Below are 15,305 nucleotides of genomic sequence, written 5' to 3'. Positions count from 1 at the left end.
TTATTTAATCTTTTTATATTCACTAAAATTTAGAAAGTTTAAATAAGTTCTCAATCATAATTTCAAGATTACTGCTATGATTAAGAAATTCATTTTATTTGTTTTTGCATTTGCTATTTCTAACTTGTCACTCTTTGGGCAAACAGAATTTAAACTCATGTTTTACAATGTGCTTAATTTCCCATTGGAAGATGCTGTACCAAATAGAATAAATGACTTAGAATTTATTTTGGATGGTTACAGACCAGATATTTTTATGGTATGTGAGCTCAATAATATTTCTGGAGCTAACACAATTTTAAATACCCTTCAAGATATTAATCCAAATTACCAAAGCGCCATTTTTGAACTCAATACATCAGATGATAACATAGGTAATCAAAATGATCTACAGCAATTGATATATTTTGACAGTTCAAAATTCATTTTAGAAAATCAAGATATTATAACGACTATTTTTAGAGATTTTAATCATTATCAGTTAAAAATAAATTCTATAGAACAAGTCACAACACCAATTATCATTGACTTTTTCGTCTGTCACTTAAAAGCATCTAGCGGAAGTTCAAATCAAGCTTCCCGATTAGAAATGGTTGAAGATTTAATTAGTTATTTGGATGGTTTACCTGCAGATAGCAATATCATTCTCTCAGGAGATTTCAACGTCTACACCAACTCTGAACCTGCATTTCAAAAACTTATAGATACTGATAATAATATCGTTTTAATTGATCCTGCAAATCGTATTGGAAGCTGGCATAACAATACAAATTATATTGATGTGATGACACAATCTACACGAACTCAAACAGGACTTGGTGGTACAACAGGTGGTTTTGATGACCGATTTGATTTTATTATGACTTCGGAAAACATGACTGCTAATCCAGATTTATCTTTCGTTGCAGGAAGTTATGATGTCTACGGAAATAATGAAAATATAGATTGCTATAATCAATCCATTAATTCTAGCGATTGTGCTGGCTCAGATTTTTCTTATGAAATCCGTAACGCTTTACACAATTTTAGTGATCATCTTCCCGTTACTTTAGAACTACAAACCAATCAATCATTAAGTATTTCAGAATTTAGCACATCAGAAATGCTAACAATTCTAGAATCAAATGTCATTGGTAATACCCTTAAACTAAAAGTCGATTTGAGTTTAGTAAACGAACTAAAATTACATGTTTTCAATAGCCTAGGTCAAGTGGTAAAAACTGTTGACGTTAATAATACGTTAATATCCATAGACGTATCACAGATAAACAGTGGTATCTATTATATTACAAGTTCACAATTTCAGTTTAATCCCTTAAAATTTGTAGTTAGCCATTGAAACTAAATTCGTTTTTATTTATTGCCCTCTTTTTATGGAGTTGTGTTATTATAGGTCAAAATAAAATTGACTTAAATGCATCTATTGATGTAGATACCAAAACGATAAAAATAAATCAACGTCTCGTGTATCAAAACCAAAGTAATGATACCTTAACTACAATTTATTTAAATGATTGGAACAATTCTTATTCCACAAAAAACACACCACTAGCTCAACGTTTCACAGAGGAATATAATAACAAGTTTCATTTCGCAAAAAGTGAGCAACGTGGATACACTATTATCACGACCATTAAAGACGATACTGGTAATTCTTTAATCTACTCAAACTTAAAAGAATCTCCAGATGTTATTAAAGTAGAACTTCAAAAGCCTCTATTACCAAATGAGACTTATGACATCACATTAGCTTATGATGTGGTTTTGCCAGATGATAATTTCACAGGTTACGGGATTAGTCCAATAAAAGATTTTAATTTAAAATATTGGTACATCACTCCTACCGTTTATGATGGCGAATGGCAATATTATAGCAATAAAAATTTAGATGATTTATATACCTCTAAAGCAGATATAACCATCCAGATTGAATTCCCTCTAAATTACCAATTAATCTCTGAGCTTAACACCTTAGATATAAGACAAACGCCCAATAAGCAAACATTTTTTTTACACGGAAAAGATCGTGTTAAATCACTTTTGATATTAAAGAAATTTTCAGATTTCAAATTTGTTCAAACAGATGACTTCACCATCTTTTCAGATTTGTCTAGCGTAGGTGTTCTTTCCGAAGAAAAAGCAATTATAACAGATAAAATTACACGTTTTATTACAGAGAATCTTGGAGAATATCCTCACGAACGTCTTTTAATTACTAAACAAGATTACAAAAAAGACCCTTTGTATGGTTTAAATCAATTGCCAGATTTTATTCGTCCGTTTCCAGATAATTTTCAATATGAATTAAAACTCTTAAAAACAGCTCTCAACAATTACTTAGAGAACACACTATTAATCAATCCTAGAAAGGATTATTGGCTTAGAGACGGAATTCAAATTTATTTCTTAATGAAATATGTTGAAACCTATTATCCAGACACCAAACTATTAGGGACTTTGGCTGATTTTTGGGGAATTCGTTCATTCCATGCATCAGATTTGAAATACAACGATCAGTTCAATCTTTTTTTCATGCAAATGGTTAGGACTAATCGAGATCAATCTTTAACAACTTCAAAAGATTCATTATTAAAATATAATGCCAATATTGCTGGTAAATACAAAGCAGGAATTGGTTTACGGTACTTAGATGACTTTGTGAATTCTAATGTTATAGAAGCAACAATTTCAGAATATTTAAAAAACAACCAACTCAAAATCGCTAAATCATCAGATTTTGAAAATCTTCTCAAATCAAAAACATCAAAAGATGTCAATTGGTTTTTTAACGATTATATCAATTCTAGAAAAAAGATTGACTTTAAAATTAAAGATCTTAAGAAATTTGATGATTCTATACAGTTTACAATTAGAAACAAACGAGAAAACAGTATGCCTATTTCGTTGTTTACGCTTGGTAAAGACTCTATTGTATCTAAATCTTGGATTGAAAACATAGAAAAAGATAGTACGATAACAATCTCTAGAAATAGGTTTGAAAAACTAGCTTTAAATTATGACAAAACAATCCCAGAGTTTAATTTAAGAGATAATTATAAATCTCTAAAAGGATTCCCTTTCAATAGTAAACCTGTTCAATTTAGATTGTTTAAAGATGTTGAAGATCCTAATTACAATCAAATATTTTTAATGCCTTTAGTAGAATTCAATAATATTTATGACGGACTCACATTAGGTGCTAAATTTTATAACAAAACAGTATTAAGAAAGCGTTTAAATTATAGATTATCTCCTCAATATGCTACAAAATCTAAATCTGTAACAGGAGGAAGTTCTGTTTACTACACGCATTATATGGAGGATATGGATCTTTATAATTTAACCTACGGAATAAATGCTAAATACAACTCATTTGCCGAAGATTCATTTGTGACCATCCTTTCCCCAAGTCTTTCATTGTTTTTTAGAGATAATGATGACTTTAGATCTAATAAAACGAAATTCCTAAACCTGCGTTATCTTGATATTTCAAGAACAGTAGGTGAGAACGCTATTATAGAAGATTTATTAGACCCAGATTATAGTGTTTTAAATTTACGCTATGTGAGTTCTGATCCAGGTTTAGTAAACTTTAATAAATGGTATTATGATGTTCAATTTGCTAAAAACTTCGGAAAAATTGCTGTAAATTATGAATACAGAAAACTATCAGAAAACAATAGACAATTAAACTTTCGCTTATTTGCTGGTACATTTTTATACAACAAAACAGATCCAAACTCAGACTATTTTAGTTTTGCCTTAGATAGACCAACAGATTATTTGTTTGATTACAATTATTTAGGTCGTTCTGAAGCTTCAGGTGTTTTTAGTCAGCAAATTATCATTGCCGAAGGCGGTTTCAAATCAAAATTAGAAACACCTTTTGCTAATCAGTGGATGACCACAGCAAATGCAAGTACTACGATTTGGAAATATATAGAAGGTTATGGAGATTTAGGATTAGTAAAAAGCAAAGGACTTAATCCCGCTTTTGTTTACGACTCAGGAATCAAATTAGATTTAGTAACCGATTATTTTGAACTCTACTTCCCTATATATTCTAATCTAGGATGGGAAATTGGTCAACCCAACTACGACCAGAAAATCAGAATTAAATTCACTGTAGATCCTCAAGCTTTATTAGGGCTTTTTAGGAGGAAATGGTATTAAAAAATTCTTAACAGAATCACAAATATCTACAGATAGTTGATAATTATGCTAAAAATACGTTCTTTTTTTGTATTATCCTCAATATTATAACAATATACAACGTTGTAACATTAGCAAATTTTCGTTAAATTTGTGACTAATAATTCACACTTATGACAACAATGACCAAACCCTCTTCAGACATCACTTTTCAAGATTTTAAAGATGAAATTTTGAATGATTACAAAACAGCTCTTACGAGTAGAGAATGTAGTCTTTTAGGTCGTAGAGAAGTGCTTACAGGTAAAGCTAAATTTGGGATTTTTGGTGATGGTAAAGAAGTGCCTCAATTAGCTTGGGCAAAAGTATTCAAGAATGGAGATTTTAGATCTGGATATTATCGTGACCAGACACTAATGATGTCTATTGGCAAACTTTCTATTCAACAATTTTTTGCTGGATTATACGGTCATACTTCAATAGAAGCAGATCCAATGAGTGCTGGACGACAAATGGGTGGCCATTTTGGAACTCATAGTCTTTACGAAGATGGTGATTGGAAAAACTTAACAAAACAAAAAAATTCTAGTGCAGACATCTCTCCTACTGCTGGGCAAATGCCAAGACTTTTAGGATTGGCTCAAGCTTCAAAAATTTACAGAAATGTAAAAGGGATTGATACGACTAAATTCTCTGTAGAAGGTAATGAAATTGCATGGGGAACTATTGGAAACGCAAGTACAAGTGAAGGCTTGTTTTTTGAAACCATCAATGCTGCAGGTGTACTTCAAGTACCAATGGTAATAAGTGTTTGGGATGATGAATATGGCATATCTGTTCATGCAAGGCACCAAACTACAAAGGAGAACATTTCAGAAATACTAAAAGGTTTTCAAAGAGATAAAAATAACAAAGGCTATGAAATCTTAAAAGTAAAAGGTTGGGATTACACAGCTTTAGTAGAAACATATCAAAAAGCAGAGCGTATTGCTAGAGAAGAGCACGTACCTGTATTAATTCATGTTATAGAATTAACACAACCACAAGGTCACTCGACTTCTGGTAGTCATGAGCGTTATAAAAATAAAGAGCGTTTAGATTGGGAAAAAGAATACGATTGTATTTCTCAAATGAAACTCTGGATGATTGCTAATAACATCGCTACAGAAGAAGAATTAGATGTTATTCATAAAAACATAAAAAAAGATGTTAGAATTGGTAAAAAAGCTGCTTGGAATGCATTTTTACAACCAATTTTAGATGAGAAAGCACAAGGTGTTTCATTAATTGCTGCAGCAGCTCAAAAGAGTGCTAATCGTGTCTTCATTACCAAAATCATCAACGATATATCAGACATTCAAGAACCAGGAAGAAAAGATGTGGTGGTTGCATGTAGAAAAGCTCTACGTTATTTAATTGGTGAAGACTTTAGTGAAAAAACAGCATTACAAAATTGGCTTAACGCTTACATAAAAGAGGTTCAACCAAAATACAGTTCTCATTTACACAGTACATCAAAATGGTCTGCTTTAAACGTAAAAGAAGTTAAACCAACCTATAACAAGGATACAGAATTAGTAGATGCGAGATTAATTATAAGAGACAACTTTGATTCTATTTTTAACAACTATCCTGAAACTTTAATTTTTGGAGAGGACTCTGGAAATATTGGAGATGTTAATCAAGGTTTAGAAGGTCTTCAAGACAAATATGGCGAACTTCGTGTTGCAGATGTTGGCATTAGAGAAGCTACTATTTTAGGCCAAGGAATTGGTATGGCAATGCGTGGATTAAGACCTATTGCCGAAATTCAATATTTAGATTACATCCTTTATGCGTTGCAAATCATGAGTGATGATTTGGCAACCCTTCAATATAGAACAAAAGGCAAGCAAAAAGCACCTTTGATTATAAGAACTAGAGGACATAGATTAGAAGGTATTTGGCATTCTGGATCACAATTGGGTGGTATTATCAACCTTGTAAGAGGAATTCATGTGCTTGTACCAAGAAATATGACTAAAGCAGCAGGATTTTACAACACACTTCTAGAAAGTGATGAACCTGCACTTATTATAGAGTGTTTAAACGGTTACCGTTTAAAAGAAAAAATGCCAAGTAATATTGGTGAATTCAAAACACCAATTGGTGTCGTAGAAACAGTAAAAGAAGGTAGTGATATTACATTAGTCTCTTATGGTTCTACATTGAGAATCGTTGAGCAAGCTGCAAAAGAATTAATTGAAGTTGGTATTAATGCTGAAGTTATTGACGTACAGTCTTTATTACCTTTTGATCTTAACCATGATATTGTAAAAAGTGTAGCGAAAACTAATCGTTTGATGGTTATTGATGAAGATGTACCTGGAGGTGCTTCTGCTTATATTTTAAATGAAATTGTAAACACTCAAAACGGTTTCGAGCATTTAGACAGTCAGCCAAAAACATTATCTGCAAAACCACATCGTCCTGCTTATGGAACTGATGGTGATTATTTCTCAAAGCCTTCTTCCGAAGATATTTTTGAAGCGGTTTACGAGGTAATGCACGAGGTGAATCCTGAAGACTTTCCTAAGCTACGATAGAATTAATAATCTTATAAATTTTAAAAACCTTCCAGAAATGGAAGGTTTTTTTCGTTTTAACAACATTGAAAATGATATAAATCATATATTATTTATTCTATTTTCCCTAAATTTAGATTTACATCCAAACCTTATTTATATGATTACAGAAGAGGTGATTAATTCACTTAATACCAATACTGCTCTTTTAAACTATTTAAACACTGAAAAAGAATCAAACCTTAGCTATCAATCTATTGTTGATAAATACGAATATGAAAAAGAGCTCTTAACATTACAAGCCGAACTAGTTGATTTTCAACGTTGGGTACAAAAAGAGAATAAAAAAATAGCCATCATTTTTGAAGGTAGAGATGCATCTGGTAAAGGTGGCACTATAAAACGTTTTAAAGAACATCTCAACCCTAGAGCCATGCGTGTTGTAGCCTTAAATAAACCTACTGAAGTTGAAAAAAACCAATGGTATTTCAATAGATATATTAAAGAGCTTCCTAATGCTGGTGAGATCGTATTTTTTGATAGAAGTTGGTACAACAGAGCAGTTGTAGAACCTGTAATGGGATTTTGTAACAAACTACAATACAAGCGATTTATAATTCAAGTTCCTGAGTTTGAAAACATGCTATATGAGTCTGATACAACCATCATTAAATTTTGGTTTTCGGTGTCAAAAGAAGAACAACAAAAACGTTTTGAAAAACGCCTAAAAAACCCACTTAAAAAATGGAAATTTAGTCCTGTAGATCAAAAAGGACAAGAACTTTGGGACGAATTCACCAACTATAAAGATCAAATGTTCTCTAGAACACATAACTCATTCTCTCCTTGGGTTGTGATTAAATCTAATGACAAAAGACGTGCTCGACTAGAAAGTATCAAATACGTATTAAGCCTTTTTGATTATGATAATAAAGGACGTAGTTGCAAAACAATTTTACCAGATCCAAACGTTGTGCAACGCTATTTTAGAAATACTATTCATTTAGACAAATAATAAATTACCAAAATGATGACTGACAAAAACTTATCTATATTAAATTCAAAAAAAGGCATTGAGGTACTATTGCGTCAAAAACGATTAGACACTAAAAAAGCAATTAGAGATGTAAAATATGAGAAGCGTTTAGAAAAGCTTCAAGAAGAAATGTTAATTCTGCAACAATGGATAAATAAAAACAACAAAAAAGTAATTATACTATTTGAAGGTCGTGATGCAGCAGGAAAAGGTGGTGCAATTCGACGCATTATTCAACATTTACCTCCAAGAGAAATAAAAGTAGTTGCATTACCAAAACCCAATGAAACAGAAATGGGACAATGGTATTTTCAACGTTATATCAATAGATTACCAAATAATGGAGAAATGGTATTCTTTGATAGAAGTTGGTACAATAGAGCGGTTGTAGAACCTGTAAATAACTTTTGTACTAAGAAAGACTATGACATTTTCATGAGTCAGGTAAACGAGTTTGAAAAAATGATTCAAGAATCTGGAATACATTTAATTAAGCTTTATTTTTCTATTACAAAAGGAGAACAAGAAAGACGTTTTAAAGACATTATAAGTTCCCCTATTAAGAAATGGAAATATAGCAATGTAGATAAACAGGCGTTGACTCTTTGGGACGAATACACAACATATAAAGAAGCCATGTTTGAAAAAACTCAAGTACATGCACCTTGGAAAATCATTAAAGCCAATAGAAAAACTAGCGCAAGAATAAACGCTTTTGAATACATCCTAAAAAACATACCTTATGAAGTAAAAGACAAAGAAGCTATTCGTCATAAGTCACTACGCTCTATTGAAAACGAATAATTTTTGTAATACCTATTTCTTTATATTACAGAAGTGTTTCACTAAATAACTACAATTGCTTTTTAAGAATTGGGATAATCAAACCACAATAGCATATTAAAAACAATCTGTCACACAAGTGGCAGATTTTTTTATCTTTATAGGAAACCAACTAACCTATGTTATCAAAACTAGATAAAGAACAACTAAGAGGTACTATTTTTAGACACTTAGATGGTATTGCGACTTCAACTTCAGCTTTTGCTTTGCATAAAAAAGGCATTTTAGATTATCTTTTAGAACATAAAACTGTTCATCTAAAAACGCTATCAGACACCTTTAATGCTAATGAAGGTTATCTCAATGTGGCTTTACGCATATTGTGCTCTCAAGGTTGGCTGACTCAACAGTTAGATAACAAAACAGACCAAATTATTTATGCCACAAACTCAAAAAGCAAACGAGCTTTTGAATTGGTTCCACTTTATGAACAAGCGGTAAATCTTCTCAAGTATTCTGTTCGGTTTCCAGATGAGCGTATTGGTCCAGATGCATTTAGTGCTTTAGAGAAGGTGTTTACAATATATAAACAGAAATTTGGTTTAGATATTTCCGAAGAGAGTTCTATTGAATACCAACTATTAAAACATATTGAAGGTACAATTGTTGCTCCAATTATCGTGCTTTTAGGCGTTAATGGATTATTTCACCAGTATTTTATGGAAGCCTCTTTTACTGCAGAAGAATATCATAAAGATCCTGAGAGTTTTAAAAAAATCTTAGATTTCTTTGCACATTTAGGGTGGTTCAAGAAAAAGAAAAACACGTATCAATTCACAGATGAAGGTTTGTTTTTCGCTAAACGTGCCAGTGCTTATGGAGTGACTGTATCCTATTTACCAACGTTTGTGAATTTGGATGATTTAATCTTCGGAAATGCAAAAATCCTGAAAACTTTATCACCAGAAGACACTGAGAAACACGTACATCGCGAAATGAATGTTTGGGGAAGTGGTGGCGCACATTCTACTTATTTCAAAGTGATTGATCAAGTCATTATCAAACTATTTAATAAACCAATAGATGAGCAACCCAAAGGTATTTTAGATATGGGTTGCGGTAATGGTGCTTTTATTCAGCATATTTTTGATGTGATAGAATACCAAACCAAAAGAGGTAAAATACTTGACGAGCATCCGTTACTGCTCGTTGGAGCAGATTTTAATCAAGCTGCACTAAAAGTTACCAGAGCCAATTTAATCAAAGCAGATATTTGGGCAAAAGTCATTTGGGGAGATATTGGCAGACCAGATATATTAGCAAAAGATTTAAAAGAAGATTACAATATAGAATTAGGGGATTTACTCAATGTACGTACATTTTTAGACCACAATCGCATTTGGGAAGCTCCAAAAACAAAAACGCAACGAATTAGCAAATCCACTGGTGCTTACGCAAGTATTGGTGAACGTTTATCAAATAACCTCGTTGAAGATTCTCTATTGGAGCATCTCACAAAATGGAAACCCTACGTAGAACGTTTTGGATTATTAATGATAGAATTGCATACCGTAAAACCAGAGCTCGTAGCTCAAAACATTGGCAAAACCGCAGCTACAGCCTATGATGCTACACATGGTTATAGCGATCAATATATCTTAGAAGTTGATGTATTTAATGCCATTGCTAGTGAAGCAGGCTTGCATCCAGATGAGCATTATTTTTCTAAATTCCCTAATAATGAATTGGCGACAGTGAGTGTCAACCTTTTAAAAGGCAACTAACTAAACTTAAATATAAAATGAAAAAAAACTTTACAGACTTAGCGCTATTATTACTTCGATTGGGATTTGGCGGATTCATGCTAACCCACGGAATACCAAAACTAAGCAAACTATCAAACGCAGCCGAATTTCCTGATCCTTTAGGGATTGGCGGATTGCCATCATTAATTCTTTGTCTTATTGGAGAAGTCCTAGCTCCTATTTTAATTATTATTGGTTTCAAAACAAAATGGGCTGCAATACCAGCAGCAATAACAATGCTTGTCGCTGCTTTTGTGGTTCACGCTAAAGACGATTTAAGCACAAAAGAACATGCTCTATTATTTTGTATAGCATTTGTAGTTATCTTTTTAGCAGGACCTGGAAAAATGTCTATCGACAGAATGAAATAATAACTATTTTCTTCGGAAATATGAACTCAAGTTTTTTTTGGCTTAATTATTGTATTTTCGCACGCTGTTTGCTGTAAAGTAAACAGAACGATTATTTATTTTAAATTATATAAAAATGAAAAGAAATTATTTTTTAGTGTTTGCTTGTATAGCAATAGTTACAACCTCTTTTGCTCAACGAGCAATGTCTGAGACTATAAGTTATTTTAACGTTAGAACACCTAACAATCCTTTAGAAGAATCTATTAAAACCTACAAAGCAATTGTAGAAACACCTTATACATTAACTGTAGAAGAGCTTAATGTACAGTCTTTAGCAGAATTTGAAATTGAAAAAGCAAATTACGTACAAGTTCTTGAAGATAGCGAAGCAGAATATGAAGAGCGTTTAGCTGGTCATGACGACGAAGTTAAAAAAGCAGAAGCTCGCTACGACAAAGAAATGGCAGATTTTAAAGACCTTTCTCTTTTAGAGCGTTTAGCTTTAACAGATCAAGGTAAAAAGCCAGCACTTAAAGTGCCAGCAAAACCAAGATATGTAGAACCTAGAGAACCTGTTTATGTTCAACCAAATTTGGACGATCACCTTATTTTTGACAATCAAGTATTGGCAGATAATGTTGAGTTATTAGGTTATGAAAAAGGAAGCGATCTTTTAATAATCATCAATATTACTAAAATGGCTTTTCAGGATAATGGCGGACAAACATTCTACGCACAACCAACAAACCTTAAAGTGATGAAAGGTGCAACTGTTATTGATGAGAAAACCTTTGATGATGAGTTTCAGTTTTTGACATCTTCAAACAGTAACACGATTAATTTAGACCGTTATGAAAAAAATAACGTTAAAAAAATCATGAAGGATATTGGTACTTATATCAATGAAGAGTTTGGTTTTATTCCGGTAACATCTAGAATAACTATAGAATTTCCGAAGAACAAAAAAAGAGAATATGATGTTTTAGAAAATGCTAAAATAAAAGCAATTTCTGCATTTAGAAAAATGAAAGAGGACGCATCTGGTGAGACTAGAGAACGTGCAATATCTGAATTAGTCGCAGTTAGAGAAATTTGGAAATCTGAATTAGCGAAAGTTGATTATAGCGACAAAAAAGCAGTAATGAATAAGGATATTGCCATCATGATATTCTATAATTTGTTACAAGTAGACGTTAGTTTAAAGGACAAAGCGCAAGCAGAAGCAACTTTAGCTACATTTCAAGAGCAACGCATCAACTTAGATTTAAGTTACGATGAGAAAAACGCTTTCACAAAACTTGAAGAGCAAGTTTACAAACTATAATTGTTATGAAAAAAATAGTATTTACATTAATGGCTTGCCTAACTATTGGTTTTAGTTTCGCGCAAACATTTAATACAACGCATAGCTCACATTTTGCAAAAGAAAGTGAAAAGGATATTTATAACATCCACTTCCCTTCGGCTTATGGTTTTACAACATTACATCATTTAGATAATGTGATGATGGATAATATTAAAGCTATGGTTTTGACCAAATATGATCAAGACATGAAAGCTGGAGAAACAATGACCTTTAATTTACCAAAATTAGGTTTGCGTGCTTCAGATTTGCAGGAGGTGATAGAAATTGACGATAAATTGATTTTCTTATCTACAGTTATGGATAAAAAATCTGCTAAACACAATCTCAATGCACAAGTGTTAAGCAACAATGATTTTAGTGTTAGTGACAATAAAGTACTTGCATCTTTTGCTATTGAAAAATATTCAAAATCTGGATTTTACAATATTGCAATCTCTCCAGACAACAGTAAGTTTGCTATTATTGCCAACATGCCTTTTGAAAAGAAAACACAAGAAAAAGTGCAAATTTGGGTTTACGACATGCAATTAAATTTACTTTGGGAACAAAGCGAAACACTAAGTTATGAAAGTGACAGATCGTATGACGAAGATCTCTTTTTACAAAACTCTGGTGTTGTACTAGTAAGTAAAACAATTGATGCTTATAAGAAAAGCAGAAATACTAAACTATTAAGTTTTAATGGTAAAGGTATTGAGACTTTTGATTTTTCTCAAGATGGTTTCATGCCAATGAATATGGAACTTATTGACGTGAATGGCTTACCAATGTTAACTGGATTTTTCTGGAATGGTAAAAAAGCAGTCGTTAAAATTAATAGTAAAGAAGGTAATGATAATGATGGTGCTTTTTTATATGATTTAGGCACAAAAACCTTAATTGGTATTCATGAATGGAGTGACAAACTCGATGCTTCAGATTTTAAAAGTCTCCAGGTTGTTGATGTTACCGTTAAAGGTGACGACATTTACATGATTGGAGAAAAGTATTTATATGATAGTGAGTTTAGAAAAACGGGGAATACTATGAGTACAGACTTAGACTATCTTTACACCTATGGTTCTAGCGTTATTGTAAATTTTGATACCAAAGGAACTTTAAAAAGTTTCACCCCTTTATTTAGGTCTAATCAATATAAAAATGAAGCTAAAGAAAAAGGTTCTTTCTCTACATTGTTTTTAGAAAACGGATTACGTGTATTTTCAAACAACGACAATCACATTACAATGAGTTCATTTTTTGTAGATCAAAGAGAGACGTTTAATAGACCTAATGTGATCCCGTTTGATCATGGTACTTCTACTGTTCCAAATGTGATACCACATACGGTTAGAGAGGTCAAAGATTATGCGATGGTATATTATATCACACAGTATAGAGATCGCTATTGGTTTAATAAAATGACTTGGTAATTTTTTAAGGCCAATTTCCGAAGACATAAAAAAGCGAGTTAGTATCATTCTAACTTGCTTTTTTGTTTTTAATGTTTTTTTATTCTGAAATGCGCCTCAATTGATTAATTTTAGATTTATAATATAGAATCGTAAAACAACACATGAAACAAGCATTTTCAAAACTTACCATACAAGACAATGGTTAATAGCGAACAACATGTGACCTAAAAAAACAATAAAAATAAACACATGAAACGAGCATGTTCAAAACTTACCACCCAAGACAATGGTTAATTGCGAACAGCATGTGACCTAAAAAAAACAATAAACACACAAATGAAAGCAGTATCTGTAGTTACCATAAGAAAAGAACTCAAACACAAATCTAATGCAGAATTAGCAGAGTTGTGTTTACGACTTTCCCGCTTTAAAAAAGAGAACAAAGAACTCCTCACCTATTTGTTATTTGAAGCAGATAGCGAAGAAGGCTACATAGAAACTGTAAAAACCGAAATTGATGAGCAGTTTGAAATCATGAATACGAACAGTTATTTCTATATTAAAAAAAGTGTTCGGAAAATTCTACGGAACACAAAAAAATACATCAGATATTCGCTCAATAAAGAAACCGAAGTTGAGCTTCTCCTCTACTTTTGCAAAAAATTAAAAAACATGTCGCCTCCTATAAGTCGCAACACTACATTGACAAATTTATATGATCGTAATATAGAAGCGATATCGAAAAAGATTTTGAATTTGCATGAAGACTTGCAGTATGATTATAGACAAGTATTGGAGGATCTTTAAGTAATTATAGTTTTAGAATGTATTTATATTTTAAGTACAGTGACTAATAACGTCAGTATTTGGTATATAAATAGTCATACTATTTTAATACTGTGAATGCTAAATTAAGTATTTATTTGTTTTTAATAATTGTAATGAAGATGTTATGCTCAAGTTTTTTAACTTTAGTGTTTAACAACTAGTTGTAGACCATATGAAAAAACCCTTCTCTTTCTCAATTTTACTTCTTTTGATTCTTTTTTCATCGTGTAAAAACAAGTTAGACAGCAAAAGTATTTCCAAAACAGAATTTCCTGAATTTAATAGTTGGAAAGATCATTGGGAAAACCCAACTCAAAAAGAGGAATTACTTTCAAATTCTAAAATTCACAAACGAATTAAAGAATGCTTAAATGATACTTCTATTGTTGTATTAACATCTACATTGATAAGTGATATAGAAAGATATTCTATAATTAAATCTTTAGGAGACATAAATAAAGACGGAATAAATGATTCAATTTTAGTAATTCCTGAGTTATATATTACAACAGATAACGCTGTTGAAGAAGGTGCTTCTATAATATTTACCGACAAAAAAATCCCACGAATAAGAGTTGATTCACCTTGCTTAGAAACTAATTACATTTTTCCTGTAGCAGATATAGATAACGACGGAATTATTGAATTAGGGAAATACTATTCTTCTTGTGCAAGTCGATTTAAAGGTTTAGAATTAATTAGCATGAATCAAGAAGAATGGAATATAAAAGGACAAGTGACATTTGATATTTTCTACGAAGAACCTAAAAAAGAAAAACGAATTGAAAAAATTGAATTGAATAAATTTAGAATGAGGGAAATAACATCAGAAAACGTAGATGAGAAAACCGACACTTGGAAAATATTTGAAATGAAATAAATACTGCTTACAACTCCGTGTATAATTAATTGCTTGGTCACTGCTTATCACGAAAATTCCTTGGGAATTTCTTCTGGTTCGTTTTTGTTTACTAAATTAGGTGTTTAACCACGCAACTCCATACACAATAATTACCCGCAAGCT

Annotated in this window: 11 protein-coding genes; all 11 read left to right on the top strand. The window is 31.7% G+C overall.

Translation table 11 applies throughout. The features are described 5' to 3' along the window. The first annotated feature begins 76 nt into the window (after positions 1 to 76). The 11 genes from IM744_RS08465 to IM744_RS08415 all read left to right on the top strand — a co-directional run bounded on the left by IM744_RS08465 (position 77) and on the right by IM744_RS08415 (position 15,161). Positions 77 to 1,339 carry a hypothetical protein gene (locus IM744_RS08465; protein WP_194507692.1) on the top strand — a complete coding sequence of 421 codons (1,263 nt, stop codon included), beginning with the start codon at positions 77 to 79 and terminating at the stop codon, positions 1,337 to 1,339. After that, positions 1,336 to 4,173, top strand: coding sequence for a gluzincin family metallopeptidase (locus IM744_RS08460; RefSeq protein WP_194507691.1), 2,838 nt, complete (start codon positions 1,336 to 1,338; stop codon positions 4,171 to 4,173). The genes IM744_RS08465 and IM744_RS08460 overlap by 4 nt, the downstream gene beginning before the upstream one ends. Positions 4,174 to 4,325: 152 nt before the next feature. Then, positions 4,326 to 6,737 carry an alpha-ketoacid dehydrogenase subunit alpha/beta gene (locus IM744_RS08455; protein ID WP_194507690.1) on the top strand — a complete coding sequence of 804 codons (2,412 nt, stop codon included), beginning with the start codon at positions 4,326 to 4,328 and terminating at the stop codon, positions 6,735 to 6,737. A 139-nt stretch (positions 6,738 to 6,876) separates the two neighbouring features. Then, positions 6,877 to 7,731, top strand: a complete 855-nt coding sequence (gene ppk2 / locus IM744_RS08450) for a polyphosphate kinase 2 (protein ID WP_194507961.1) — start codon at positions 6,877 to 6,879, stop codon at positions 7,729 to 7,731. A gap of 12 nt (positions 7,732 to 7,743) precedes the next feature. Further along, complete coding sequence (ppk2, locus tag IM744_RS08445) at positions 7,744 to 8,556, top strand: polyphosphate kinase 2 (protein WP_194507689.1); 813 nt, start codon at positions 7,744 to 7,746, stop codon at positions 8,554 to 8,556. Positions 8,557 to 8,714: 158 nt separating this feature from the next. After that, a complete protein-coding gene (locus tag IM744_RS08440; protein ID WP_194507688.1) occupies positions 8,715 to 10,319 on the top strand; it encodes a class I SAM-dependent methyltransferase in 1,605 nt (534 codons plus the stop codon). A gap of 17 nt (positions 10,320 to 10,336) precedes the next feature. Continuing rightward, positions 10,337 to 10,711 (top strand): DoxX family protein, encoded by a 375-nt coding sequence (locus IM744_RS08435; RefSeq protein ID WP_194507687.1) that lies wholly within the window; start codon positions 10,337 to 10,339, stop codon positions 10,709 to 10,711. Positions 10,712 to 10,826: 115 nt separating this feature from the next. Then, the gene (locus IM744_RS08430; RefSeq protein WP_194507686.1) at positions 10,827 to 12,017 is read left to right on the top strand and encodes a hypothetical protein; all 1,191 of its coding nucleotides are present in this window, start codon (positions 10,827 to 10,829) and stop codon (positions 12,015 to 12,017) included. 5 nt (positions 12,018 to 12,022) lie between these two features. After that, positions 12,023 to 13,471: a hypothetical protein gene (locus IM744_RS08425; RefSeq protein ID WP_194507685.1), complete on the top strand. Its 1,449-nt coding sequence runs from the start codon at positions 12,023 to 12,025 to the stop codon at positions 13,469 to 13,471. Positions 13,472 to 13,789: 318 nt separating this feature from the next. Further along, positions 13,790 to 14,260, top strand: a complete 471-nt coding sequence (locus tag IM744_RS08420; RefSeq protein WP_194507684.1) for a hypothetical protein — start codon at positions 13,790 to 13,792, stop codon at positions 14,258 to 14,260. A 193-nt stretch (positions 14,261 to 14,453) separates the two neighbouring features. Continuing rightward, positions 14,454 to 15,161, top strand: a complete 708-nt coding sequence (locus IM744_RS08415; RefSeq protein WP_194507683.1) for a hypothetical protein — start codon at positions 14,454 to 14,456, stop codon at positions 15,159 to 15,161. The last annotated feature ends 144 nt before the right edge of the window (positions 15,162 to 15,305 follow it).

It is taken from the genome of Psychroserpens luteus (assembly GCF_015319355.1).
In the GTDB taxonomy this organism is placed as follows: Bacteria; Bacteroidota; Bacteroidia; order Flavobacteriales; family Flavobacteriaceae; genus Psychroserpens; species Psychroserpens luteus.
The sequence above is the reverse complement of the archived record's forward strand: the minus strand, read 5'-3'. Positions and strand labels throughout refer to the sequence as shown.